This window comes from Dinoroseobacter sp. S76, from assembly GCF_049801095.1.
Lineage (GTDB): Bacteria > Pseudomonadota > Alphaproteobacteria > Rhodobacterales > Rhodobacteraceae > Dinoroseobacter.
This window is the reverse complement of record NZ_JBNAGH010000004.1, coordinates 15,508-40,483: the sequence shown is the minus strand read 5'-3', so window position 1 is coordinate 40,483 and position 24,976 is coordinate 15,508. Positions and strand designations below refer to the sequence as shown.

Below are 24,976 nucleotides of genomic sequence, written 5' to 3'. Positions count from 1 at the left end.
AAATGCGCTCGGTTTCGCGCCGGATCCCCCGCCGATCTCCGGTCATCAAAAATTTACCAGTTGATAAAATTTTCGCGCCGTGTAGCGTTTTCTTCAGTCACCCGCGTCAGAGGTAGCCAACATGACTGCAAACCCGCACACTCCCGGTGTCGTGAATGCGCGCTTGTCCGAAGACGAGCTCGCGGCGAATTTTACCGATCTGCATGCGCCCTATGAGGTGCACGAAGCGCGCGTCGCGGCGGATCGGTGCTATTTCTGCCATGATGCGCCCTGCATCACGGCGTGCCCGACCAGCATCGACATCCCGCTTTTCATTCGCCAGATCGCCACGGATACGCCCGAGGCGGCGGCCAAGACGATCTTTGATCAGAACATTCTGGGTGGCATGTGCGCCCGGGTCTGCCCGACCGAGACCCTCTGCGAGGAGGCTTGCGTCCGTGAGGCCGCCGAAGGCAAACCGGTCGAGATTGGCCGGCTCCAGCGCCACGCGACAGATACGCTGATGGCGCAGGGGGCGCATCCCTATACCCGCGCGGCGGAGACCGGCAAGCGCATCGCGGTGCTGGGGGCGGGGCCTGCGGGACTGGCCTGCGCCCATCGCCTCGCGCTGAAGGGGCACGCGGTGGATCTTTTTGATGCCAACACCAAGCCCGGCGGGCTCAACGAGTATGGCATCGCGACCTACAAGACGGTCAACGATTTCGCCCAGGCGGAGGTCGACTGGCTGCTCAAGATCGGTGGCATCACCCTGCATCAGGGGCAGGCGCTCGGGCGTGAGCTCGACCTGACCAAGCTGGCGGCGGAGTATGACGCGGTCTTCCTCGGGATTGGTTTGGCCGGTGTGAACGCGCTCGCCGTCGAAGGGGCCGATAAGGAGAATGTCGCCGACGCGGTGGAGTTCATCGCGTCCTTGCGACAGGCCGAGGCCAAGTCGGATGTGCCCGTGGGTCGCCGGGTCGTAGTGATCGGCGGCGGGATGACTGCGGTGGACGCGGCGGTTCAGTCGCGGCTTCTCGGGGCCGAGGATGTCACCATCGCCTATCGCCGGGACAAATCCGCCATGAGCGCGAGCCTTTTTGAGCAAGAGCTGGCCACGGCCAAGGGCGTCCGGATCCTTTATAACGCGCAACCCAAGCGGATCCTTGGCAACGGGGCCTGCGTCGGGGTCGAGTTCGCCTATACCGAGAGCGGCCCGGACGGGCTGCGCGAGACCGGTGAGACCCGAGTCGTGGCTGCCGATCAGGTGTTGCGCGCCATTGGCCAAACCCTGGAAGGGGCGCCCGAGGCGTTGACCATCACCGGCGGCAAGATCGCCGTCTCCGAGACCGGGCGCACGGATATGCCATCGGTCTGGGCCGGGGGCGATTGCGCGGCGGGCGGTGAGGACCTGACGGTCACCGCCGTGGCCGAGGGGCGCGACGCCGCCGAAGATATTCACGCCAGCCTGATGGGCTAACCGAGGGCTCTGCCTTCAGAAAGGACGACTGGACATGGCTGATCTGCGATCTGAATTTGTCGGGGTGAAATCGCCCAACCCGTTCTGGCTGGCCTCCGCGCCGCCCACGGATAAGGAATACAATGTCCGCCGCGCCTTTGAGGCCGGTTGGGGCGGTGTCGTGTGGAAGACCCTGGGCTTTGATCCCCATGTGGTGAATGTGAACGGCCCGCGCTATGGCGCGGTCTGGGGGGCGGATCGCCGTCTTCTGGGCCTCAACAATATCGAGCTGATCACCGATCGCCCGCTGGAGGTGAACCTCCGCGAGATCAAGCAGGTCAAGCGCGACTATCCGGATCGGGCAATGATCGTCAGCCTCATGGTGCCCTGCGAAGAGGAGCCCTGGAAGAAGATCCTGCCCCTGGTCGAGGACACCGGCGCGGATGCGATTGAGCTCAATTTCGGCTGTCCCCATGGGATGAGCGAGCGGGGCATGGGCTCCGCCGTGGGACAGGTGCCCGAATACATCGAAATGGTGGCGCGCTGGTGCAAGCAGCACACGCGCATGCCGGTCATCGTCAAGCTGACCCCGAACATCACCGATATCCGCTACCCGGCGCGCGCGGCGCTGGCGGGGGGCGCGGATGCGGTCAGCCTGATCAACACCGTGAGCTCGATCACCTCGGTCAATCTCGACAGCTTCAGCCCGGAGCCGAGCATTGATGGCAAGGGCTCCCATGGCGGCTATTGCGGCCCGGCGGTCAAGCCGATCGCCCTGAACATGGTGGCCGAGATCGCCCGCGATCCCGAAACGGCGGGCCTTCCGATCTCCGGTATTGGCGGGGTGACGACCTGGCGCGATGCGGCGGAGTTCCTGGCCCTTGGTGCGGGCAATGTGCAGGTCTGCACTGCGGCCATGACCTATGGCTTCAAGGTGGTGCAGGAGATGATCACGGGCTTGTCCCAGTATCTCGATGAGAAGGACATGGCCCTGTCAGATCTGGTCGGGCGGGCCACGCCGAACGTGACCGATTGGCAGTATCTCAACCTGAACTACGTGGCCAAGGCCAAGATCGACCAGGACGCCTGCATCAAATGCGGGCGCTGCTACGCGGCCTGTGAGGACACGTCACATCAGGCGATCTCCATGAGTGAAGATCGCGTGTTCGAAGTGATCGACGCGGAATGCGTCGCCTGCAATCTCTGCGTCAATGTCTGCCCGGTCGAGGACTGCATCAGCATGGTGGAGATGGCCCCGGGCGAGGTAGATCCCCGCACGGGCAAGGTGGTCGAGAAGACCTATGCCAACTGGACCACGCATCCGAACAACCCGTCCGCGCAGGCGGCAGAGTGACAGACCGGCGACAGGACTATTCGTCCTGCGCCGCCATATCCGCCGGAAGCACACGCGGCACCATCGCCTTGTCCGGCTCCGCCGTCATCAGGGCGGTGGCCAGAGCCTCGGCACTGAGCCTGGGCAGGGTCGGCTCGCGGTAGGAGAGCGCATTGCGCGCCTGCGCCTCATCCAGAGGATCCCGTGGTGCCTCCGCACCGGTGACATCCGTGGACTTGGCGTCCTTGTCGGCCTTTTGCTTGAGCTCGGTGAGCGTTGCCGCTTCCCCTGCCTGTCGGCTATGGGGCGATGCGGAGCCGCTCGCCTTGGCAACACGTGCGACCGCATCCGGGATCCTTTGGCCCGATTGCGGCTGAGATTGCTGCTGACCCATGGGGGACACCCCCGGGCCAGTATCGAAATATGGTCTGTGCCCCTCGATTTTCATGACACGCCTCGCGGTTCATAACGCCGCCCACCGAGATCATGATTAGCACTGAAGTCTTACCGGGGTCTTAAGGCGGGCCGGTCTCTGAGCCGGAATTGGCTGCGACATCTGGGGCAAGAAGTCGCGCAAACATGTGGTCGAGAAAGGCTGCGGCATCCGGGAAGGGGTCCTCGCCGGTCCCGAGCACCATGTCGATCTGGGTGCGGAAATCCGCGTAATGCTGGGTCGTGGCCCAGATCGAAAAGATCAGATGCTTGGGATGAACATCGGCGATCTTGCCCGCGGCACTCCACTCGGCAATGACCTTCGCCTTCTCATCCACAAGGCGGCGCAACTCACCGCTCAGCAACCCCTCGATCTCTGGCGCACCTTGCAAAATTTCCGTTGCAAATAAACGGCTTTCACGGGGAAATTCACGTGCCATCTCAAGTTTTCGTCCCACATAGGCGCGCAACTCCTGCAGGGGGTCGCCGCCCTCATCCATGCTGATCAACGGGTCGAGCCAGGTCTCGAGGATCTGGGACAGGACCTGTGTATAGATCGCCTCTTTCCCCGCAAAATAATACAGCACATTCGGCTTTGAGAGCCCCGCGCGCGTTGCGATCATGTCGAGTGTCGCGCCGCGAAACCCGTGCTGCGAGAACACGTCGAGGGCAGCATCGAGGATCGCCTCGCGCTTGGCCTTCTGGATTCGGGTCTGACGGACAGGCGGGCGGTCGGGAGCGGCTGAGGACGGAACGCGGGACATCGAAAGGGCTTTCTTGAAATAGAGCGCAGCTGAAACACGAGATGGCGTATGATCACTACACGTTAAGCGCGCTCGATTCACAAGCGAAACGCTGAGGAGATGTGCGGATCGGCGAAGTGCGGGATGCTGGGGGCGGGCTATGCTTGACTGGCTCCCGCGCTTTGATAGCGTGAAATGGACCATTTGGTCAAACTGTTGAAGCGCCCTGAGAGGAGACTGCCATGGCCCTGGATTCAAAGTCCCGTCCAAACGATCTGAGCGCGTTCTGGATGCCGTTCACGGCGAACCGGCAGTTCAAATCGAACCCGCGCATGTTTGTCGCGGCTGAGGGCATGCACTACACCACCGCGGAGGGGCGGCAGGTGCTGGATGGCACGGCGGGGCTCTGGTGCTGCAATGCGGGCCATAAGCGGCCGAAGATCGTTGAGGCGATCCAGGCTCAGGCGGCAGAGCTCGATTACGCGCCTGCGTTCCAGATGGGGCATCCCAAAGCGTTTGAGCTGGCCAACCGTCTGGTCGAGATCGCGCCAGAGGGAATGGATCATGTATTCTACACCAATTCCGGTTCGGAGGCCGTTGAATCGGCATTGAAAATTGCCATTGCCTATCATCGCGCGCGGGGCGAGGCCGGACGAACGCGGCTGATCGGGCGCGAACGGGGTTATCACGGAGTTAACTTTGGCGGGATCTCCGTCGGGGGGATCGTCAATAACCGCAAGCATTTCGGGACGTTGCTGGCCGGAGTTGATCACCTTCCCCACACGCACATCCCTGAAAACCAGTGGTCCAAAGGCATGCCGGAGCATGGGGCGCATCTGGCCGATGAGTTGGAGCGGATCATTGCCCTCCATGGGCCCGAAACGGTGGCTGCCGTCATTGTCGAGCCCATGGCGGGATCAACCGGTGTTCTCTTGCCGCCCAAAGGGTATCTGGAGAGATTGAGAAAGATCACGCAAGATCATGGAATCTTGTTGATTTTCGACGAGGTGATCACCGGGTTTGGCCGTGTTGGCGCCGCCTTTGGCGCGCAACGGTTCGGGGTCACACCGGACTTGATCACCTGCGCCAAGGGGTTGACCAATGGCGTGATCCCCATGGGCGCGGTGCTCTGTGCCAGCCATATCCATGATGCGTTCATGCAGGGGCCGGAGAACCTGATCGAGCTCTTCCACGGTTATACCTATTCCGGCAACCCGATGGCCGCGGCGGCGGGGCTGGCCACGCTGGAGACCTATCGCGAGGACGGGCTCTTTGAACGTGCGCTGGAGCTGGAGCCCTATTGGCAGGAGGCGCTGCACTCCCTGCGCGATGCGCGTCACGTGATCGATATCCGCAATCTCGGACTGATCGGCGCGGTAGAGCTCGAACCGATTGCCGGCGCGCCGACCAAGCGCGCCTTTCAGGCGTTTCTCGATGCCTATGAGAAGGGGATCCTGATCCGCACCACGGGGGATATCATCGCCATGTCGCCGCCCCTGATCATCGAGAAGCCGCAGATCGACCAGCTGGTCGAGACCCTGCGCGATGTCCTCATGGCGCTGGACTGACGGGGTGGTGGTCCGCGACGGAGCAGAAATGGTGCGCCAGATGGCGCCGCGCCTGTGTGACGGGGTGTTCGGCTTCGAGGCCGCGACCGCCTCTGCGATCGCGGCGGACGCGCTCTGCTGGTTCCGGGAGGAGGAGGGTGTCTCGGTCATCCGGCCTGTCCCCGCGGGCACCCCCGACGCCATGCGCCAGATCACCCTCGATGTGCATTCGGCGCTGGATGGCGTGGGTCTGACGGCGGCTGTGTCGAAGGCGCTCGCTGCCGCAAATATCCCTTGCAACATGGTGGCCGCTTTGCACCATGATCACGTATTCGTCCCCGAGGCGGACGCCCCGCGCGCGCTGCAGATCCTGCAGCGGCTCAGCGCGGGCGAAGACCAGACCTAAGACCAGGAGAGAGCGATGCCCGCCGACACAGACGCCGCCAGCGCAGCCCCCGGAGAGAACCTCAAGATCGACGGCAGCCGTCTCTGGGACAGCCTGATGGAGATGGCCAAGATCGGCCCGGGGATCGCGGGCGGCAATAACCGCCAGACCCTCACGGATGAGGATGCCGAGGGCCGCGCCCTGTTCCAGCGCTGGTGCGAGGCGGCGGGCTGCACCATGGGCGTGGATACGATGGGCAACATGTTCGCCCGGCGCGAGGGGACGGACCCGGATGCGCTGCCGGTCTATGTAGGCTCCCATCTCGATACCCAGCCCACGGGCGGCAAGTACGATGGGGTTCTGGGCGTGCTCGGCGGGTTGGAGATCATCCGCTCGCTCAACGATCTGGGGATCAAAACCAAGCATCCCATCGTGGTCACCAACTGGACGAATGAGGAGGGGACGCGCTACGCCCCTGCCATGCTCGCCTCGGGCGTGTTCGCGGGCAAGCATACGCAGGACTGGGCCTATGACCGCGTCGATGCCGAGGGCAAGCGCTTTGGCGATGAGCTCAAGCGGATCGGCTGGGTCGGGGATGAGCCCGTGGGCGACCGCAAGATGCACGCGTTCTTCGAGCTGCATATCGAGCAGGGCCCGATCCTCGAGGCCGAGAACAAGGAGATCGGCGTGGTCACCCATGGCCAGGGCCTGCGCTGGATCGAATGCACCGTGACCGGGAAGGAAAGCCACACGGGCTCCACCCCCATGCATATGCGCCGCAATGCCGGGCGCGGCCTCGCGCGGATCACCGAGCTCGTTCATGAGATCGCCATGAAGAACCAGCCCAATGCCGTGGGCGCGATCGGCCATATCGACGTCTATCCGAACTCGCGCAACATCATCCCGGGCAAGGTCGTCTTCACCGTGGATATGCGGACCCATCTGCTGGACAAGCTCAATGGCATGGTCGCCGAGTTCAACGAGAAGGCGCCGAAGCTTTGCGAGGAAATCGGCGTCGAGTTCTCTTCGGAAATTGTCGGTCAGTTCGATCCGCCTGCGTTCGACGAGGGCTGCGTGACGGCGGTGCGCAGCGCGGCGGAGCGGCTCGGGTATTCCCATATGGATATCGTCTCCGGCGCGGGGCATGACGCCTGCTGGATCAACGATCTTTACCCGACCGCCATGGTGATGTGCCCCTGTGTGGACGGGCTCAGCCACAACGAGGCCGAAGAGATCAGCCCGGAATGGGCCACGGCGGGGACGAATGTGCTTTTCCATGCGGTGGTCGAGACGGCGGAGATCGTGGCATGACGCGGTTTGCCGCCTTCGGCGCGCTTTCCCTTGGCCTCGCGGCCTGCGAGCCCCTGACCGATGAGGCGGGTGTGCCGCTCTTGGAGGATATCTCGCCCCGCGCGCTCGCGGCCTTGCCCGACGGCGTGCCAGCCTCGCTGCTCATTCGGGACAAGAATGGCTGCTACGGCATCGCCATCGAGGCGACCGAGCCGCAAACCGGCGCACCGCTCATGGATGCGGATCAGCAGTTGATCTGCGATCCGTAGCGCCATCCCGGCAGAGTCACAGCGAGGAGCCATGCCATGACCGCCCTTGAGACAATGGATGAAACGCAGCTGCGGATCGATCTGGCCGCGGCCCTGCGCCTGTCCTGTCGCGAGGGCTGGCATGAGGGCGTGGCGAACCATTTCTCGGCGGCGGTTTCGGCGGATGGGAAGCGGTTTCTGATCAATCCGCGCTGGATGCATTGGAGCCGGGTGCGTGCCTCGGACCTGGTCCTGTGCGATGCCGAGGATGCGACCACGATGGACCGCGCGGATGCGCCGGACCCGTCGGCCTGGTCGATCCATTCCGCGCTGCATCGCGAGGTGCCTCAGGCGCGGGTCGCGCTGCATCTGCATCCGCCCCATGCCACGGCGCTGGCCGCGCTCAAGGATCCGACGATCCATCCCATCGATCAGGTCACCGCGCGCTGGTACAAACGCATCGCCTATGACCTGTCCTTTGGCGGCATCGCGTCGGAGGCGGAGGAGGGCGCGCGGATCGCCCGCTCCGTCGGCACCCATCAGGCGGTGATGATGCAGAACCACGGGGTGACGACCTTTGGTGCCACCGTGGCCGAGGCTTGGGACGCGCTTTATCACCTGGAACGTGCCGCACGAACCCTCGTGCTGGCCTATTCCACGGGCCAGTCGCTCGCCATCCTGCCAGACGCGCTGGCCGAGGCCACCGCCGCCGAGTGGCAGACCTATAAACAAGCCGAACTCGCCCATTTTGCCGAGATGAAGCGCCTCCTCGAAAGGGATGCGCCGGATTACAAAGACTAACACGAGCCAAGGCCCGGCCTTGCCCCGCGCAAGGCCCCGGCCGCAGACCCGAGACGGAGAGAGCCTATGTCGACAGTCATCAAGAACGGAACAGTGGTCACAGCCGACCTGACCTATGCGGCCGATGTGCTGGTCGAGGGCGGCAAGATCGTCGAGATCGGGCAGGGGCTTTCCGGCGATACCGAGCTCGACGCGACAGGCTGCTATGTCATGCCCGGCGGGATCGACCCGCATACCCATCTGGAGATGCCCTTCATGGGCACCTATTCCTCCGATGATTTCGAGAGCGGCACGCGCGCGGCCCTCTCGGGGGGCACGACCATGGTGGTGGATTTCGCGCTGCCCAGCCCGGGGCAGGGGCTGCTCGACGCGATCCAGATGTGGGACAACAAGTCGACCCGCGCCAATTGCGATTACTCCTTCCATATGGCGATCACCTGGTGGGGGGAGCAGGTCTTCAACGAGATGGATGCGGTGACCCAGCGCGGCATCAACACCTTCAAGCATTTCATGGCCTATAAGGGCGCGTTGATGGTGAATGATGACGAGATGTTCGCGTCGTTCCGGCGTTGTGCCGAGTTGGGCGCGCTGCCGCTCGTTCATGCGGAGAATGGCGATATCGTTGCCGATCTGCAGGCCAAGCTTATGGCCGAGGGCAATAACGGCCCCGAGGCCCATGCCTATTCCCGCCCCCCTGCGGTGGAGGGCGAGGCTACGAACCGCGCGATCATGATCGCTGATATGGCCGGTGTGCCCGTCTATATCGTCCACACCTCCTGCGAGGAGGCCCATGAGGCGATCCGCCGGGCGCGGATGCAAGGTAAGCGCGTCTATGGTGAGCCGCTGATCCAGCACCTGACCCTGGACGAGAGCGAATATGCCCATCCCGATTGGGACCACGCTGCGCGCCGTGTGATGTCGCCGCCCTTCCGGGATCAGAAGCATCAAGACAGCCTCTGGGCCGGGCTGCAATCGGGCTCGCTCTCGGTGGTGGCCACGGATCACTGCGCCTTCACCACCGCGCAAAAGCGCAATGGGGTGGGCGATTTCACCCAGATCCCCAACGGGACTGGCGGGCTCGAGGATCGGATGCCCATGCTCTGGACCGAAGGTGTGGCGACCGGGCGGCTGACGCCGAACGAGTTTGTCGCGGTGACCTCGACCAATATCGCGAAGATCCTGAATTGCTACCCGACAAAGGGCGCAATCCTTGTGGGGGCGGACGCGGATATCGTGGTCTGGGATCCGGAGAAAGAGAAGACGATCACCGCCGAGACCCAGCAATCGGCCATCGACTACAACGTGTTTGAGGGCAAGCATGTCAAGGGCCTGCCACGCTATACGCTGACCCGCGGCCAGGTTGCCGTGATGGATGGGGAGGTGAAGACGCAAGAGGGTCACGGCAAGTTCGTCGAGCGCCCGCCCGTCACTCCCGTTGCCAAAGCACTCAGCACTTGGAAGGAGCTCACGGCGCCCCGCAAGGTCGAACGCACCGGCATTCCGGCAAGCGGGGTCTAGCGCACCCCATGCTCAGTCGCGACGAAATTGACGGGTTCGATCATGAGCCCGAAGAGACGAAGAGTGCCCAGCCCGTGCCACCCAAGGTGACCCCCTCAACCCCTTTGGCCGGAGAAGCGGAACTAGCCGCGCGGAAGGGCAGCTGGCGCTACGAGGCGCCCGCCTCTGCCGCGGTACCCGAGCCAGAGGCGGAGGCGCCGCCCGCTGCGCGCGCGGCGCAGACCCGCGAGGCGGTGATCTCGGCGCGGGATGTGGATCTCGTATTCGAGACCAATGACGGTCCGGTGCACGCCCTGTCGGGCGTCAACCTTGAGATCGAGAAGGGCGAATTCGTGTCCTTCATCGGCCCTTCGGGTTGTGGCAAGACCACCTTCCTGCGGGCCGTTGCGGGGTTGGAGCATCCCACCTCCGGCACGCTCACCGTGAACGGGATGAGCCCGGATGAGGCGCGGCAGGCGCGGGCCTATGGCTATGTGTTCCAGGCGGCGGGGCTTTACCCGTGGCGGACCATCGCGCGGAATGTATCTCTGCCGCTGGAGATCATGGGCTATCCCAAATCTGAGCAGGCCGAGCGTGTGGCGCGGGTGCTGGAGCTCGTGGACCTGTCCGGGTTCGCCAAGAAGTTCCCCTGGCAACTCTCTGGGGGCATGCAACAGCGCGCCTCGATCGCCCGGGCGCTGGCCTTTGATGCGGATATCCTGCTGATGGATGAGCCTTTTGGCGCTTTGGACGAGATCGTTCGGGACCATCTGAACGAGCAGCTTCTGGCGCTCTGGCAGCGGACCGAGAAGACGATCGGCTTTGTCACCCATTCGATCCCTGAAGCGGTCTATCTCAGCACCAAGATCGTGGTGATGTCGCCGCGCCCGGGCCGGATCACCGATGTGATCGACAGCCCGCTGCCCAAAGAACGCCCGCTGGAGATTCGCGATACGCCCGAGTTCATCGAGATCGCACATCGGGTGCGCGACGGGTTGCGGGCGGGGCATATCGATGAGTGAGATCAACAGGATGAGCCGCTTGCCCCAGCCAAGCGGCAAGCGACCCTCATCGTTCACGGTCATCGGCTCTCCAGCCTGTACCGTGGCTCCAGAGAACCGCAGATTGGTTTCATTGTTCCTAAAATACTCAAAAACCTGCGCGAGGGGCTGGCGTTGCGTCGTGAGTATTTGCGGAACAATGAAGGAGAGACCGTCATGCGTCTGATCCTGCCGGTTCTCACGGTGATCGCGGCCCTGGTTGCGATCTGGTATGCGGCTGCCGTGCCCATGAACATCAAGGGCGTGCTGGTCGAGGCGGAGCGGGCCGGGGCGGTGGTCACGCCGGAAACCCCCGCCGCGCGGCGGGATATGAGCGCGCTCGTGCTGGTGGCGACCAACAGCTTCGCGATCCCGGCGACCTGGGCACAGGATCGGCCCCGGCTGCCCGCGCCCCATCAGGTGGCCATCGAGCTTTGGGAGACCACGGTCGAGAAGAAGATCACCTCCAAGCGCAGCCTTGTCTTCCATGGCTGGGTGACCCTGAGCGCCACGATGCTCGGGTTTCTGATCGGCTCGGCGGCGGGCGTGCTGCTCGCCATCGGGATCCTTTATAACCGCGCGATGGATCTCAGCGTGATGCCCTGGGCGATTGCGTCTCAGACCATCCCGATCCTCGCCATCGCGCCGATGATCATTGTGGTGCTGAACTCAGTGGGCGTGCAGGGGCTGCTGCCCAAGGCGATGATCTCGGCTTATCTCAGCTTTTTCCCTGTGGTGGTCGGCATGGTGAAGGGGCTGCGCAGCCCTGATGCCATGCAGACGGACCTGTTGCGCACCTATAACGCCAGCCCGGCGCAAAGCCTTTGGGTGCTGCGCCTGCCGGCCTCGCTGCCTTACCTCTTCACCTCGCTCAAGGTCGCCGTAGCTGCGAGCCTTGTCGGCGCCATCGTCGGTGAGCTGCCCACGGGTGCGGTGGCCGGGCTGGGAGCGCGGCTGCTCGCGGGGAGCTATTACGGCCAGACGATCCAGATCTGGTCCGCGCTTTTCGGGGCGGCGATCCTCGCGGCGCTGCTGGTCGGGCTGATCGGGGTGATCCAGCGGGTGACCCTCTCGCGCATGGGGCTGAGCCAATGACCGGGGCGCTGCGCAGCTATGGCGCCTTTCTGGCGGTGCCGCTTCTGGCGGCGGTGCTGGATCTTCGCCTGGGTCTGGTCCTGGCGCTTTGGGCGGCGGCCTGGGCGCTCAATGTCTGGCTCTCGCGCAGCGCGGCACCTGCGGTCCGCGCCGCGGTGCCCGTTGTCTTTGGGCTGACCATCCTCGCGCTTTGGGAGGCGACCGTGCGGCTCTATGCGGTGCCCGGGGTCATCCTGCCGCCGCCTTCGGCCATCGGGGCGCGGATCGCCACGAGCCTGCCGATCCTGTGGGAGGATTTCGTCCAGACCTTCGTCAAGGGCGCGCTCTCAGGCTATGCGATGGGGGCGCTTGCGGCCTTCGCCGTGGCGCTTCTGGTGGATCGCTATGGGTTCCTGCGTCGCGGGTTGCTGCCCGTGGGGAATTTCATGGCCGCGCTTCCCATCATCGGCACGGCGCCGATCCTCGTGATGTGGTTCGGCTTTGACTGGCAGTCCAAGGCCGCCGTGGTTGTGGTGATGGTCTTCTTCCCGATCCTCGTGAACACCGTAGAAGGCTTGCGCAGCGCGGACCGGATGCAGCGCGACCTGATGCACACCTATGCGGCCAGTCACTGGCAGAGCCTGATCTTCCTGCGCTTGCCCGCGGCGATGCCGTTTATCTTCAACGGGCTCAAGATCGCCACGACGCTCGCGCTGATCGGCGCGATTGTGGCGGAGTTCTTTGGCTCCCCGATCCGCGGCATGGGCTTCCGCATCTCCACCAGTGTGGGGCAGCTCGCCCTCGACATGGTTTGGGCCGAGATCACCGTGGCGGCCCTGGCCGGATCGGCGTTCTACGGGACGGTGGCGCTGATCGAGCGGCGGGTGACCTTCTGGCACCCCTCCATGCGGCGCTAGGCCAAAAGAAAACGGGCGGTCCCGAGGGGCCGCCCGCGCATTTTCCAGAGACTTACGAGCTTCAGGCCGCTTTGCGCTTCCGGCGCTTGGCAGCACCCAGCGCGCCGAGACCCAGCGCCAGCAGCGGCAAGGCCGCAGGCAGGGGGATCGGCGACGCATTGACGTCGTAGTAGAAGAACCCACCCGTTGCCGCGGTGTTCAGATCATCGATCTCGACACTTGCGATGGTGCCAAAGGCGCTCAGATCAACGGTGAATTGCGAGATGCCATTCGCGTCCGCGCCACCTGCGGCAAGATCGCCCGAATCCACATCCACGGTCCCGAGCAGATTGCTCATGGCATCAAAGGCTGAAACCTGGATGGTATCCACGGCCCCGACCGGCAGCGCGTCGCCGACCGAAAAGCTCACATCCGTCGAGGGGGTCGCAAAGGTCAGGATCAGATCATTGGCGCAGGTCGTGCCGTCGAATGCGCAGAACACGACTTCCTGCACGCCAAAGACAGGCGCGCCGCCGACGAAAATGGTGGCGGCAACCTCGGGTGTCGAAATGGACAGCTCGGGCACCGAGACCGGATTGCCGGAGGTGTCTATCAGCGAGGACAAATCAATTGGAGCGGCCTGAGCGGAAAAAGCCGAGGCCGTCAAAGCAGCAAAGGCGAGGGCCGAAACGCGACGCAACATGTTCATGTACTCCCATAAGAACAATTAACCCTATGGTAACACATTTTGGCGGTTGCGAAGATAGTTCCCGAGGGACTGGCTGAGTTCTGCTCAGATTGAGACCGTTTCCCCGAGATCACCTTTGAAACGCGATGTTTTTTCCCGATGGCCGCAGCGCTTGCTGGTGTTTCCTGACACATTGGTCAAAATATCAATGGGCACACGGGAATACGTGGCCAGGGAACACGAATCACGACGGGAGACTTGTATGAAGACGGCATTGATCGGTGCGGGCATGGCGGCCATGTTTGGAGCTTCGGCGGCTCAGGCTGCGGATGAGGTGAAGCTGCAGCTGCAATGGGTCACGCAGGCCCAATTCGCGGGCTATTACGTGGCGCTCGACAAGGGGTTCTACGAGGAAGAGGATCTCGACGTGACGATCCTGCCGGGTGGTCCTGACATCGCGCCGCCCCAGGTGCTCGCGGGCGGTGGCGCCGATGTGATGCTAAACTGGATGCCGTCCGCGCTCGCGGCGCGGGAAAAGGGTTTGCCGGTGGTGAACATCGCCCAGCCGTTCAAGAGCTCGGGCCTGATGCTGACCTGCTGGAAGGATACCGGGATCACCGGCCCTGAGGACTTCAAAGGCAAAACCATCGGCGTTTGGTTCTTCGGCAATGAATACCCGTTCCTGAGCTGGATGAGCCAGCTGGGCATCCCCACCGATGGCGGGGATGAGGGCATCACGGTGCTCAAGCAGGGCTTCAATGTGGATCCGCTGCTCCAGCGTCAGGCCGATTGCATCTCGACCATGACCTATAACGAGTATTGGCAGGTGATCGACGCCGGGGTCAGCCCGGAGGAACTGGTGACCTTTAAATACGAAGAGCAGGGCGTGGCCACTCTCGAAGACGGGATCTACGCGCTGGAGGAGAACCTCTCGGATCCGGCTTTCGTGGACAAAATGGTCCGCTTCGTGCGCGCCTCCATGAAGGGCTGGAAATACGCCGAGGCGAACCCGGATGAAGCCGCCGAGATCGTGCTCGACAATGACGCGACCGGAGCCCAGACCGAAACCCACCAGAAGCGGATGATGGGCGAGATCGCCAAGCTGACCGCGGGCTCCAACGGGACGCTGGATCCGGCGGATTTCGACCGCACGGTGGCGACCCTGCTGGGCGGCGGCTCTGACCCGGTGATCACCAAGGAGCCTGAGGGCGCCTGGACTCACGCCATCACGGATGCGGCGCTGAACTGAGCCTGCGCAAAGCTGAATTTGATCCTCGCAGCCCAAGACAGGTTGCGGGGATTTTTTTTGTGACTTGGCTAGAGGGCGGGGCTTGTTTTCGTCGCCCGGGACCAAACGAACGGTCTCGACCGCCTCGATTTGCGCGCCAATTGCCTGTCAGTTTATGGGGCGCGACGCGTCTTGGTCCGAGCTGGTCTGATGCGGATCTGTTGGGGCCGCTCGGCAGGCTGGCGCGAGGGCAAAAAAATGCTCGCGGCGCTTCAGAAAACTATTGATCCGACTCAGCAATGGTTCCATATGCGCCCGTATTGACGCCAACGCACGCGCCTCTGCCGGGGCGGATCCAAGCGGATCCAAATGGGTTATGTAGCGACGGTAACGTCTTCTTTGGTACTGGTCGGGACCGCAAGGGCCCGGGTCTGATGGAGATGACCATGAACGCTTACGTAACCGGGCTCGCCCGTGTGGCGCCCATTGCGCCTGTTTCTCTCGCTTCTGATGCCGTCGAAGATCGCCTGCGCGCGTTTATCGATGGGCGCGTGTTCGATCGCCCGACGCTGGTGCTGGATTGCGGCGCGGTGGTGGCCAAGTACCACGCTCTGGCGCGCGGGTTGGGGCAGGGCACGCTGATCCATTATGCGATGAAGGCCAACCCGGCGCCGGAAGTGTTGCGCGCACTGGCGGCCGAGGGTTGCGGGTTCGATGCGGCATCGCGCGGCGAGATCGAGATGGCGCTGGCCGCGGGCGCGTCGCCGGAAAAGATCTCCTTCGGGAACACGATCAAGCGGGTGTCGGACATCGCCTATGCCCATGCCCATGGGATTGATCTCTTCGCGGCGGATGCGGAGGCCGAGCTCGACAAGATCGCTGCACACGCGCCGGGCGCGCGGGTGTTCCTGCGCGTGCTTGTCGGGGCGACCGGGGCGGACTGGCCGCTCTCGCGCAAGTTCGGCTGCGCCCCGGAGATGGCCCTGCGTCTCATGGATCGGGCGGCCTATCTCGGGCTGCGGCCCGTTGGGCTCAGCTTCCATGTGGGCTCCCAGACCCGGGATCCGGGCATGTGGGCGGAGACGCTCGATGCCATGGCCGAGATCTGGCATGCGGGCCGGGCGCAGGGCCATGACCTGACGTTGATCAATATCGGTGGTGGGTTCCCGGCCTTCTATGGCGATCCGGTGCTCGAGGCCGAGACCTATGCTGCGCGGGTGGCGGCATTGGTTCAGGCGCGGTTTGGTGCTGCGACGGTGATGGCCGAGCCCGGGCGTGGGCTGGTGGCCGAAGCCGGAATGATCGTGGCCGAGGTCTTGCTCGTGTCGCGGAAATCCGAGGATGATCTCTGCCGCTGGGTCTATCTCGACATCGGGAAGTTCTCGGGACTGGCGGAGACCATAGAGGAGGCGATCCGCTATCAGTTCGAGACGCCCCATGATGGGGGCGAGCTTGGGCCCTGCATCGTCGCCGGTCCGTCCTGCGACAGTGCCGACGTGCTCTATGAGAAGCGCCCGATGCATCTGCCGCTGGCGCTGGCTTCCGGGGACCGGGTGCTGATCAAGGCGACGGGCGCCTATACGACCACCTATTCCAGCGTGGGGTTCCTGGGGTCCCCGCCGCTTTTTGTGTTGGTTTTGGGTGGGGGTGCGCGGGGCCCCCCCCGCTGGGGGGCGCCGCGGACGCGCTTGGGCCTTTGGTCAGGATCTTGTTGCAACCCCAGCTGCGACGCGGGTCCGCGCCCTGCGCAGGCGCAGGGCGCCACGTTTACACGTCCGGATAGGTCGCCGTCACGCCGTCCAGGGGCAGATCGCGCAGCTTGCGCAAGAGATCAATCATCCCAGCCACTTGATGGGCGCAGGTCGCGCGGCCTTTCTCGGCCGTCCCGGCGCTGGCATCGCCCACGGTGCCCGCCTGGTTCAAATCGGACGACACCCAGCCCAGGCTCAACGGCCCGATCGGCGAGATCGGTGCGCTCTCGGCACTGGAGCGAAAGGCCTGCGCTTGGGACAAATCCACCGTCTCGGGTCGGAAGGCGAGCATCAGTGAGGTCTCCACATCGCCGCCATGAATGCCGAAGGCCCGCTCCGCCTCGGAATACATCCCCTCCGGCGTGCCAAAGCTCATCCACTGCGCTTTGACCGCCAGCATGCCCGCGCGCACGCGCAGCTCCCGGCTCAGGATCGAAACCAGATCCAGATTGCCCCCATGGGAGTTGATGCAGACCACCTTGCGCAGCCCGGTGCGCGCAATGGACAGGCCCACCTCGCGCCAGGCGCCCAGGGCGGTTTCGGCTTCCAGCGTCAGTGTTCCCGGCGCGTGGATATGTTCGTTCGACTTGCCCACCGCCTGGATCGGCAGGATCCGGATCTCCAGATCCTCGGGCAGGGCCGTGCAGAGCGCGTCCAGCATGCCCTGCATGATCATCGTGTCGGTGCCCGTTGGCAGATGCGGCCCGTGCTGCTCAATCGCAGCCGTGGGCAGGATCGCGATCACCCGCTCTGGATCGAGACCCTCGAATTCCGTTGTCCGGTATTCGGCCCACCAGTGTCGACGCTCAGCCATAGGTTGCCTCCAAACGGCTGCGCAGATACTCCGCGCCCGAGATCGGGGCGTATTTCGCCTCGCCCAGACCGGGCAAACAGGCCACCTCCGCCTCCGGGTTCGGGTCGAGGAAAAACGCGATGGAGCGCCGCTGTCGTGGCGGCGGCAGCACCCGGTGGGGCGTCGAGACATAGGTGTCGTTGGACCAGCGCATGAGGCAATCGCCGATATTGATGATATAGGCGCCGGGCACATCCGGCACATCGATCCAGTCCGACTGGCCGCGCGGCTGCACCTGCAATCCGGGCACGCCGTCCGTCAGCAGGAAGGTCAGCGCGCCATAATCCGTATGGGCCCCCGCGCCGATCCCATCCGTCGCGGAGCCCGCCGGATAACTCAACAGGCGCAGGGTCGCCATGGGCGCATCGAAGGATTTCTCGAAATGCCCGGGAGGCAAGCCCAGATCCCGGGCCACTGCCTGCATCACGCGCTGGCCCAAGCCATGAACCGCCTCGAAATACTGCCGCAAGGTCTCCGCAAACCCCGGCAGGTCCGGCCAGCGATTGACCCCACGAAACGGCTCCCCGGCGAGGATGCGCGGATCGTCCGCAGCCAGATTGAGCCCCATGTTGAAGGCCTCTTTCCGGTCCACCTGACCACTCTCGGGATCGAGCTTTTCACTGCCTTCCCAGGCCCACCCGCGATTGCCCGCATCGATGGCAATGCGCGCCTTCTCGGCCTCTGGCAATGCAAAGAAGGCATCCCCCTGAGCGAGCACCTGCGCGATCAGATCCGCCGAAACCCCGTGGTTCTCGAGCAGGAAAAACCCCGATCCCCGTGCCGCCCGACCGAGATCCGTCGCAAACCCATCCGGATCCTGGGCCATCCGCTGGGCATCAAGAAGGGGGATCTCCATGTGCTCAGGCCACCGCTGTGGGCTGAGGCTGCGAGCGCGGCGCCTTGCCGATGAGCTTGTCCATCACCTTGCCGACCTTACCCAGATGGGCGGCGCGGCTCTCGGGCGTGGAACTGTCCATCAGGTAATGGGCTGCGAAATGAACCTTGCAGCCCTTGGCACAGATCAGCCGCACGCCCCGGGTCAGCGTCCGCCGCCCAGGCGCCCCGATCAGACTGGTGAGCCAACGGCTCGCCCCGCAGGTCGTAAACACCCCAAGCGAGGTGATGTTCGTCAGCCCCGGCCGAATATCCTTGTTCTCCGCGTCAGGCATCAGGAAAGCCACATCGGGCAAAAGCACCCGGTCCAGCCACCCCTTCAGCATCGCAGGCAACCCGTACCACCAGGTCGGGTAAACGAAGATCAACGTGTCCGCCCATCGCAGATCGGCCACATCCCGAGCCACGGGCTCCACATTGTCCGGACAGTCCAGATAGGCATCGAGCTCGCAGGCGGGCAAGACCGGCGCAAACTCTCTCTCATACAGATCGATCAACCGCACTTCCGCCCCCCCGCGGCGCAGCTTGTCGAGAACCGTATCTTTCACGGCAGCATTGAAGCTGCCCTTTTTCGGGTGGCAATACACGACCAAGGCGCGCATCAGAAAGCCTCCATCTCCCGGGTGACCTTGTCGAGAAAGGCAGCCCGCTTGGCATCTGTCGCGCGGTTCATGTCATAGAGCGCGAGATACCGCATCTTGAAGGGACGACAAACGTGCCAGACAGCCCGCTTGACGCAGTGACGGGGCGGGTCCCCTGCGAGAAACGCACGGGTACGCGTACCTCCATAGGTTGTCACAGCTGCGAGCCTTTTAATATGCGTCAGATTGGGCTTTACCTTGCCATCCACCAGTTTAAACGACACGCCGGGTAGAAAAACCCGGTCGAGAAAGCCTTTGAGGATCGCCGGATAGCCGAAATTCCACACCGGAAAGACCATGACCATGGCATCCGCCGCTCGCAGCCGCGCCACGTACTCTGCCACGGGCTCGATATTCGCAGGCTCCTCGTGATAGCCGCGCCGCCCGGTCTCGGACAGAACCGGGTCGAACCCCTCGGCATAGAGATCGCAATCATCCACCTCCCAGCCTTGCGCCGTCAGGGTCTTCACCACCCGCGCATGCAGGGCCTGGGAAAAGCTCTCGGGACAGGGATGGGCCGCCAGTACCAGAACGCGCCCTTTGCCATCCGCCGCCATGATCAATCCTTCTTAAGTCTGGAAATATCCCGGGGGGAGGCTGCGGCGCAGCCGGGGGGCAGAGCCCCCCAAACGCGGGCATCTCCTTGGGCGCAGCCCACAATTGGATCCTGCGTCATTCCCGTCATTCCGCCGCGGTCATCTTCGGGTAGGCATACATTTCCGAGAAATCGAAATCCGGATCATCCCAGGCGATCATCTTGCCCGGGTTGAGCAGGCCTTTTGGATCCGCCTCCCGTTTGAAGGCCAATTGCCGGTCATCCACGGTCTGCCGCCCACCTTCCTCCAGCGTATAACGATGGGGGTTGAAGATCATGGCCCCGGCCTCCTCATGGATCCGGATGATCTCGTCCAACCGCTCCTCGGAGGTGAATTTCACAAGGCTCAGCCCGGCAAACATCACCTTGCCGTTCTCACGCAGCACCTCCAGATGCTGGAGCACTTCGGGGCTGAATGCGTCGCGCATCTTCTCGATCAGGCTGAGATGCTCGGGAAAGCCGTAGCGCACCTGCAGATAGGTGATGCTCGGATCCACCTTCAGCGCCCGCAGGGTCGTGTGGTTCCAGCCATATTCAAAGACCGGCCCGGGCCCACGCTCCCAATCGCTGGCATCCGAGCGATAGACAATCCGCGCCTGCGGACGCCGCCCGAGAAAGGTCTCGAACCCGTCCATGGAATGGGGCGCGACCATGAGGCCGATCAGGGTTTCCTTGTCCGAGATATGGGGCTTCACACGCTGGAAGTAGTCAAGCGGCGCCGGGGCCTCATAGACGCTGGCGAGCTTGATCAGGATCCCGTCCTCATTGGCCAGCTCCTCTGCAAAGCGGGCCGCATCCATGAAATCCTCGCAGGCCACGAACATCTCGACCCAGTCATAGGCGGGCGCCAGCGGCATCTCGATCTCGGTGATGATCCCGTTCGTGCCATAGGCATGGGAGACGCGCGCAAGTTCCTCGCCGCGGAACTCCAGCACACGCGGCTCTTCCTCCATGGTCACCACGCGCAGCCGGATGATATTGCCCAGATCCCGCAAGGACCCCCAGGTGCAGGAGCCGACGCCGCCGGAGCCCCCGGCGATGAACCCGCCAATCGTCGCCGTGGCCCAGGTCGAGGAGAACATGCGGATCTCCTGGCCCGAATCCGCTTTGCAGGCCGCGTCCAGATCCTTGAGCAGGATCCCCGGCTCGCAGACCACCCGACCCGGCGCGATTTCCTTCACCGCCGTCATATGGCGCAGATGCATGACGCAGCCGCCGCGCATGGGCATGGCCTGCCCGTAATTCCCGGTGCCCGCGCCGCGTGTGGTCACCGGCACGTCATGGGCGTAGCAGACCCGCAGGATCTCAATCACCTCGGCCTCGTTCCGGGGGCTGACCACGAAATCCGCGATCAGGTGATCCATCCGCGCCTTGAGCACGGGCGAGTACCAGAAGAAATCCCGGCTCTTGGATTTGATCGCGTTGTCATTCTGCTCGATGTCGAGATGGGCGAGGGCTTCCTTGGCGGCAGCCACATTGGCGGGCAGGGTCATGTGTCGGTCTCCATCAGGGCGTCGAGTTCGGCATAATCGGGCAGGGTGCGGTCGATCGGCTCGCCTCCGCGCAGAACAATGCGGTCGCTTTGCGGGCGGGCGAAGAACTCGTTCCAGTTCCGCGCGCGTGTGATCACCAGATCCGCGGGCGCGCCCACGGCAAAGCTCGGCGCGTCAAAGCCGCAGCTCGCCGCCGGGGTCGCAGTAAAGGCGCGCACCCAGTCGCTGCGGCCATGGTCGAGATGGCCGATCCGCGTTGCCTCCCGCATCACCTCGATCATATCCATATCGCCATAGGCATAGAACGGATCGCGGGTGTTGTCGGAGGCAAAAGAGACGGGGATGCCGCGCTCCACCATTTCATGGACCAGCGTGATGCCGCGCCCGCGCGGGGTGCGGCCCGAATGGCGGTCCTGTAGATAGAGGTTGCAGAGCGGCAGGGAGACCACGTTGATCCCCTGTTTCGCCACCAGATCCAGCGTATCCAGCGCGCGCGCCTCCTCCTGGGTGCTGAGCGAACAACAATGGCCCACGGTGATCGGCGCGTCGAACCCGACCTCGGCGGCAATCTTGGCGATGCTGCGCAAGGTTTCCGAGCTCGGATCCATGGTCTCATCCACATGGAAATCGGCCGCCAGTCCCCGTTCGGCGGCCAGCGCGAAGAAGCCGCGCAGCCGGTCATCGAGATCAGGCACGGGATAGGTCACCATGCCCAACACGCCGCCCTTGGTGCGCGCGACGATATCGGCGGTCTCCTTGAACGGGCCGCCTGAGGAGAAGTGATCGCAACCGATCAGACACACTGCCTGCAGATCGATCCGCCCGGCCCAGTCGGCCTGCAACTCGGAGAAGACCGGGAAGCTGATCCCGTCCTGGGGCGGAATGCTGTCGAGATGGGTGCGGATCGCGCGGGTCCCATGGGCATAGGCGCAGCGCAGGGAGAACTCCATCCGCGCACGCACATCCTCGGCGCTCCAACTGGCGACCCGATCCGCGCCAACCGTGGTCAGCGCCCCCATGAAGGTGCCGTCGGGATTGGGGGAGCGGGGCCAGATATGCCCCTTGTCCAGATGGGTGTGCATATCCGTGAAGCACGGCAGCACAAGCGCGCCTTCCATGTCGATGGCGATGGGCTGGGGCTCCGACAGCGCGCCTTGGGCGTCAATGGAAATCTCGGTCAGGACAAGATCTCCGTCCTGTCCCAAAAGGCATGCGGGAACATGCACATTCGATAAAGTGTAAGCGCCGCTGGGCAAAGCGCGGTAGTCCATCAGCCCTCCCGTGTCAGGGCACTCTCGTGCCATTTATGGAGCAGAGCATGACTGAGGATCGAGAGCGCCGCAAAGATAAAGACGCCCATCGCGGCAATGAGCGAGAGAGCGGCGAACATCCGCGCGATGTTGAGCCGGTAGCCCGCCTCCTGGATCCGCGCGGCGAGCCCCGCGCCCACGCCGCCCGTGCCCGCCACGAGTTCGGCCACCACGGCGCCGATCAGGCTGAGACCGCCTGCGATTTTCAGCCCGCCGAGGAAGTAAGGGAGCGCCGAGGGCAGTTGCAGCATGGTCAGTTTCTGCCAGCGGCTCGCCTTGTAGATCCGGAAAAGGTCGCGGAGGTTGTGATCCACCGAGTTGAGGCCCAGCGTCGTCGAGCTTAGCACCGGAAAGAACGCCACGATCCAGGCGCAGAGCAGCATTCCGGCGGTCTTGCTGTCCACATAGATGAAGATCAGCGGCGCGATCGAGACCACAGGCGTCACCTGCAGGATCACCGCATAGGGGTAAAAGCTCATCTCCACCATCTTCGACTGGTTGAAGAGGATGGCGAGGCCGGCCCCGCCCAGCACGGCCAAAAGGAGCGCGAGGATCGTGGTGCGCGCGGTCAGGAGCGACGCCTCATAAAGGATCCCCCAATCGGCGATCAACGTGTCGAGCACGCGGCCAGGCCCGGGCAGGATGTAATGGGGGATCTCGTTCCAGACGACGATCCGATCCCAGAAGAAGATGCCGAGTGCCATGACGATGACGGGCAGGGACCATTTGCCGATCTTTTCGAGCCGGCGGGCGCGCAGCCGGGCCAGCTCGTCCGCGTCGGGCGCCTCGACCATGGGGGTGGGATCGGCAATGCTCATGCGGCCACTCCAATCGCTTCGTGCAACGCGTCCGAGGCGGCCCGGCAATGGGCGGCATATTCGGCGCTGGTGCGGAATTCCTCGGTGCGCGGGTAGGGGGCGTCGACCTGCACCTCGCGCAGAACGCGCCCGGGACGCGCGGCCATGACAACGATCCGATCCGACAGGAACACACTCTCGAACACGGAATGGGTCACGAAGATCACCGTGCAGCCGATTTTTTCCTTCAGGGCGAGAAGGTCGTTGTTCAGCTTGAAGCGTGTGATCTCATCGAGCGCGGCAAAGGGCTCATCCATCAGGATCAGTCGCGGGCGCGTGACCATGGCGCGGGCAATGGAGACCCGCATTTTCATCCCGCCGGACAGCTCTCGCGGATAGGCATTCGCGAACTTGTCGAGGCCCACGAGCTTGAGCGCTTCGAGCACTTCGTCCTTCACCGAATTGTATGATTTGCCGCGCAGGCGGTAGGGCAGAAACACATTCTGCGCGACCGTGGCCCAGGGCATCAGCGTCGGCTCCTGAAAGACCACGCCCAGATCGCCTGTATCATGCCCTCCGGCCCAGTTCACCGAACCCCGGGTCGGGTGCAGCAGGTCGGCGATTATCCTGAGGGCGGTGGATTTCCCGCAGCCCGAGGGCCCGAGCAGAGACATGAAGTCCCCCTGATTGATCTGCAGGTTCAGGTCCCGGAGGGCGACCACATCGCCATTGAACACCTTGTCGACCCCGGTGAGGGTCAGGACCGGCGGGCGCGCATCCAGCGGGGCCAGCGGAGCAGGGGCAGCGAGAGACATGCCTATCCTTTGCACTCAAGCGCCGGCACGCTCTCGCGGACCGGCGGGGTCGTTCCGAACCGTCCGCGCGCGTGGGAGGTGCTGCGCGGACGGTGTGAGGCAGCCTCAGCCGCCGGGTTTCAGGTCCATGCCGAGGCCCTGGCCCACGAACTCTGTCGTATAGGCGGCCTTGATGTCGAGCCCGTCATCGATCACGCCCGCGGCGACCATCTTGGCATAGAAATCCTCGACCACCGCGTCGGTCATCACGCCGATGCCCATGGTCTCGGCATCGCCGGAATCCACGATGCCTTCGGTCAGCATCTTGTCGATGGCAAAGGCGATCTTGTCGTCAGACATGTCCGGGTTGGCCGCCTTGATCAGCTCATTCGCCGCTGCGTTGTCACCATAGAGGTAGTTGTACCAGCCCTTGATCGAGCCCTCGACGAAGCATTTCACCTCCTCGGGCTTCTCCTCGATCGTGGCGGCCATGGTCTCGATCGTGGTGGCATAGCTGGAATAGCCATTATCCGCGATCAGGAAGATGTTGGGTTTGAACCCGCCTTCCTTTTCAACAACATAGGGCTCGGAGCTCAGGTAGCCCTGCATGCCCAGATTGGTGTCTGCAAGGAAGGGCGCCGGATTGAAGGTGTAGGGCTGACGCTGCTCGACCGTGAAGCCATGGGCCGAGATCATCCACTGATAATAGGAGGTGAAGCCATTGTCGCCGATCAGCAGGGTCTTGTCCTTCAACTGATCCCAGCTCGTGACATCCGGATGGGCCACGATGACCTGCGGGTGTTTCTGGAAGATCCCGGCGATGGCAACCACCGGAATGCCCTCTTTCACCGCATTGAACGCCTGCAGCAGGTCGCCGCCCATATGGTAGTCGATCCGCCCGGCCAGCATCAGCGCTCGGTTGTTCACCTGAGGTCCGCCAGAGATGATCTCCACGTCCAGACCACAGGCCGCATAGGTGCCATCGGCCACGGATTGATAGAAACCACCATGTTCAGCCTGCGCCAGCCAGTTGGTGCCGAAGACGACCTTGCTGTTTTCTGCCGAGGCGGCGCTCGCGCCAAGCACAGCGGCCAGAGCCACCAGAGAAGGGGTGAGACGGGTCATGAGCTCTCCTGTCGGGTTTTTGTACTTCTTGGTCCAAAGTTAACGTTTCGGGACGAAATGGCAGGCTCACATCGGTGTCAGGGCGC

24 protein-coding genes and 1 pseudogene are annotated in these 24,976 nt (G+C 63.8%); 13 read left to right on the top strand and 12 right to left on the bottom strand.

Features of this window, described 5'->3' with window-relative positions:
* Positions 1 to 121: 121 nt before the first annotated feature.
* Positions 122 to 1,456: an NAD(P)-dependent oxidoreductase gene (locus ACP153_RS13315; protein ID WP_424971495.1), complete on the top strand. Its 1,335-nt coding sequence runs from the start codon at positions 122 to 124 to the stop codon at positions 1,454 to 1,456.
* Between the two features lie 34 nt (positions 1,457 to 1,490).
* A complete protein-coding gene (preA, locus tag ACP153_RS13310) occupies positions 1,491 to 2,789 on the top strand; it encodes an NAD-dependent dihydropyrimidine dehydrogenase subunit PreA (RefSeq protein ID WP_424971494.1) in 1,299 nt (432 codons plus the stop codon).
* Positions 2,790 to 2,805: 16 nt separating this feature from the next.
* On the opposite strand, the gene ACP153_RS13305 is transcribed toward preA, so the two are convergent.
* Together ACP153_RS13305 and ACP153_RS13300 are read right to left on the bottom strand one after the other, a co-directional pair.
* Positions 2,806 to 3,162, bottom strand: coding sequence for a hypothetical protein (locus ACP153_RS13305; RefSeq protein ID WP_424971493.1), 357 nt, complete (start codon positions 3,160 to 3,162; stop codon positions 2,806 to 2,808).
* A 121-nt stretch (positions 3,163 to 3,283) separates the two neighbouring features.
* Complete coding sequence (locus ACP153_RS13300; protein WP_424971492.1) at positions 3,284 to 3,964, bottom strand: TetR family transcriptional regulator C-terminal domain-containing protein; 681 nt, start codon at positions 3,962 to 3,964, stop codon at positions 3,284 to 3,286.
* 221 nt (positions 3,965 to 4,185) lie between these two features.
* On the opposite strand from ACP153_RS13300, the gene ACP153_RS13295 reads away from it, so the two are divergent.
* The 9 genes from ACP153_RS13295 (at position 4,186) to ACP153_RS13255 (ending at position 12,742) form a co-directional block, all read left to right on the top strand.
* Entirely contained in the window at positions 4,186 to 5,511 is a 1,326-nt protein-coding gene (locus ACP153_RS13295) for an aspartate aminotransferase family protein (protein WP_424971491.1), read from the top strand.
* A gap of 28 nt (positions 5,512 to 5,539) precedes the next feature.
* The gene (locus ACP153_RS13290; RefSeq protein WP_424971490.1) at positions 5,540 to 5,896 is read left to right on the top strand and encodes an ACT domain-containing protein; all 357 of its coding nucleotides are present in this window, start codon (positions 5,540 to 5,542) and stop codon (positions 5,894 to 5,896) included.
* A gap of 15 nt (positions 5,897 to 5,911) precedes the next feature.
* Positions 5,912 to 7,186, top strand: a complete 1,275-nt coding sequence (locus ACP153_RS13285) for a Zn-dependent hydrolase (protein WP_424971489.1) — start codon at positions 5,912 to 5,914, stop codon at positions 7,184 to 7,186.
* Positions 7,183 to 7,434 (top strand): hypothetical protein, encoded by a 252-nt coding sequence (locus ACP153_RS13280; RefSeq protein WP_424971488.1) that lies wholly within the window; start codon positions 7,183 to 7,185, stop codon positions 7,432 to 7,434. The genes ACP153_RS13285 and ACP153_RS13280 overlap by 4 nt, the downstream gene beginning before the upstream one ends.
* 36 nt (positions 7,435 to 7,470) lie before the next feature.
* Complete coding sequence (locus ACP153_RS13275; RefSeq protein ID WP_424971487.1) at positions 7,471 to 8,214, top strand: class II aldolase/adducin family protein; 744 nt, start codon at positions 7,471 to 7,473, stop codon at positions 8,212 to 8,214.
* A gap of 66 nt (positions 8,215 to 8,280) precedes the next feature.
* The gene (gene hydA, locus ACP153_RS13270; RefSeq protein ID WP_424971486.1) at positions 8,281 to 9,732 is read left to right on the top strand and encodes a dihydropyrimidinase; all 1,452 of its coding nucleotides are present in this window, start codon (positions 8,281 to 8,283) and stop codon (positions 9,730 to 9,732) included.
* Positions 9,733 to 9,965: 233 nt separating this feature from the next.
* Positions 9,966 to 10,733 (top strand): ABC transporter ATP-binding protein, encoded by a 768-nt coding sequence (locus tag ACP153_RS13265; protein ID WP_424971797.1) that lies wholly within the window; start codon positions 9,966 to 9,968, stop codon positions 10,731 to 10,733.
* 195 nt (positions 10,734 to 10,928) lie between these two features.
* Positions 10,929 to 11,846, top strand: a complete 918-nt coding sequence (locus ACP153_RS13260) for an ABC transporter permease (protein ID WP_424971485.1) — start codon at positions 10,929 to 10,931, stop codon at positions 11,844 to 11,846.
* Positions 11,843 to 12,742 (top strand): ABC transporter permease, encoded by a 900-nt coding sequence (locus ACP153_RS13255; protein WP_424971484.1) that lies wholly within the window; start codon positions 11,843 to 11,845, stop codon positions 12,740 to 12,742. Before ACP153_RS13260 ends, ACP153_RS13255 begins: the two co-directional genes overlap by 4 nt.
* Before the next feature lie 61 nt (positions 12,743 to 12,803).
* Here the strand turns inward: ACP153_RS13255 and ACP153_RS13250 are convergent, their stop codons facing one another.
* Positions 12,804 to 13,424 carry a VPLPA-CTERM sorting domain-containing protein gene (locus ACP153_RS13250; protein WP_424971483.1) on the bottom strand — a complete coding sequence of 207 codons (621 nt, stop codon included), beginning with the start codon at positions 13,422 to 13,424 and terminating at the stop codon, positions 12,804 to 12,806.
* 247 nt (positions 13,425 to 13,671) lie between these two features.
* On the opposite strand from ACP153_RS13250, the gene ACP153_RS13245 reads away from it, so the two are divergent.
* Positions 13,672 to 14,658 carry an ABC transporter substrate-binding protein gene (locus tag ACP153_RS13245; protein WP_424971482.1) on the top strand — a complete coding sequence of 329 codons (987 nt, stop codon included), beginning with the start codon at positions 13,672 to 13,674 and terminating at the stop codon, positions 14,656 to 14,658.
* Between the two features lie 413 nt (positions 14,659 to 15,071).
* A pseudogene (locus tag ACP153_RS13240) lies at positions 15,072 to 16,277 on the top strand (type III PLP-dependent enzyme); the annotation flags it as partial.
* Between the two features lie 127 nt (positions 16,278 to 16,404).
* Here the strand turns inward: ACP153_RS13240 and ACP153_RS13235 are convergent.
* From ACP153_RS13235 to ACP153_RS13195, 9 genes are all read right to left on the bottom strand, one after another.
* Positions 16,405 to 17,202: a creatininase family protein gene (locus ACP153_RS13235; RefSeq protein WP_424971481.1), complete on the bottom strand. Its 798-nt coding sequence runs from the start codon at positions 17,200 to 17,202 to the stop codon at positions 16,405 to 16,407.
* Positions 17,195 to 18,097, bottom strand: a complete 903-nt coding sequence (locus ACP153_RS13230) for an isopenicillin N synthase family dioxygenase (RefSeq protein ID WP_424971480.1) — start codon at positions 18,095 to 18,097, stop codon at positions 17,195 to 17,197. Before ACP153_RS13230 ends, ACP153_RS13235 begins: the two co-directional genes overlap by 8 nt.
* A 4-nt stretch (positions 18,098 to 18,101) precedes the next feature.
* Positions 18,102 to 18,737, bottom strand: coding sequence for an NAD(P)H-dependent oxidoreductase (locus ACP153_RS13225; protein ID WP_424971479.1), 636 nt, complete (start codon positions 18,735 to 18,737; stop codon positions 18,102 to 18,104).
* Positions 18,737 to 19,333 (bottom strand): NAD(P)H-dependent oxidoreductase, encoded by a 597-nt coding sequence (locus ACP153_RS13220; protein ID WP_424971478.1) that lies wholly within the window; start codon positions 19,331 to 19,333, stop codon positions 18,737 to 18,739. The genes ACP153_RS13225 and ACP153_RS13220 overlap by 1 nt, the downstream gene beginning before the upstream one ends.
* Before the next feature lie 124 nt (positions 19,334 to 19,457).
* On the bottom strand, positions 19,458 to 20,864 hold the full coding sequence (locus tag ACP153_RS13215) for an FAD-binding oxidoreductase (protein WP_424971476.1): 1,407 nt from the start codon (positions 20,862 to 20,864) through the stop codon (positions 19,458 to 19,460).
* Positions 20,861 to 22,135, bottom strand: a complete 1,275-nt coding sequence (locus ACP153_RS13210; protein ID WP_424971475.1) for a cytosine deaminase — start codon at positions 22,133 to 22,135, stop codon at positions 20,861 to 20,863. Before ACP153_RS13210 ends, ACP153_RS13215 begins: the two co-directional genes overlap by 4 nt.
* A complete protein-coding gene (locus ACP153_RS13205; protein ID WP_424971474.1) occupies positions 22,135 to 22,992 on the bottom strand; it encodes an ABC transporter permease in 858 nt (285 codons plus the stop codon). The genes ACP153_RS13210 and ACP153_RS13205 overlap by 1 nt, the downstream gene beginning before the upstream one ends.
* Positions 22,989 to 23,786, bottom strand: a complete 798-nt coding sequence (locus tag ACP153_RS13200; RefSeq protein ID WP_424971473.1) for an ABC transporter ATP-binding protein — start codon at positions 23,784 to 23,786, stop codon at positions 22,989 to 22,991. Before ACP153_RS13200 ends, ACP153_RS13205 begins: the two co-directional genes overlap by 4 nt.
* Before the next feature lie 105 nt (positions 23,787 to 23,891).
* Positions 23,892 to 24,890 (bottom strand): ABC transporter substrate-binding protein, encoded by a 999-nt coding sequence (locus ACP153_RS13195; RefSeq protein ID WP_424971472.1) that lies wholly within the window; start codon positions 24,888 to 24,890, stop codon positions 23,892 to 23,894.
* Between the last annotated feature and the right edge of the window lie 86 nt (positions 24,891 to 24,976).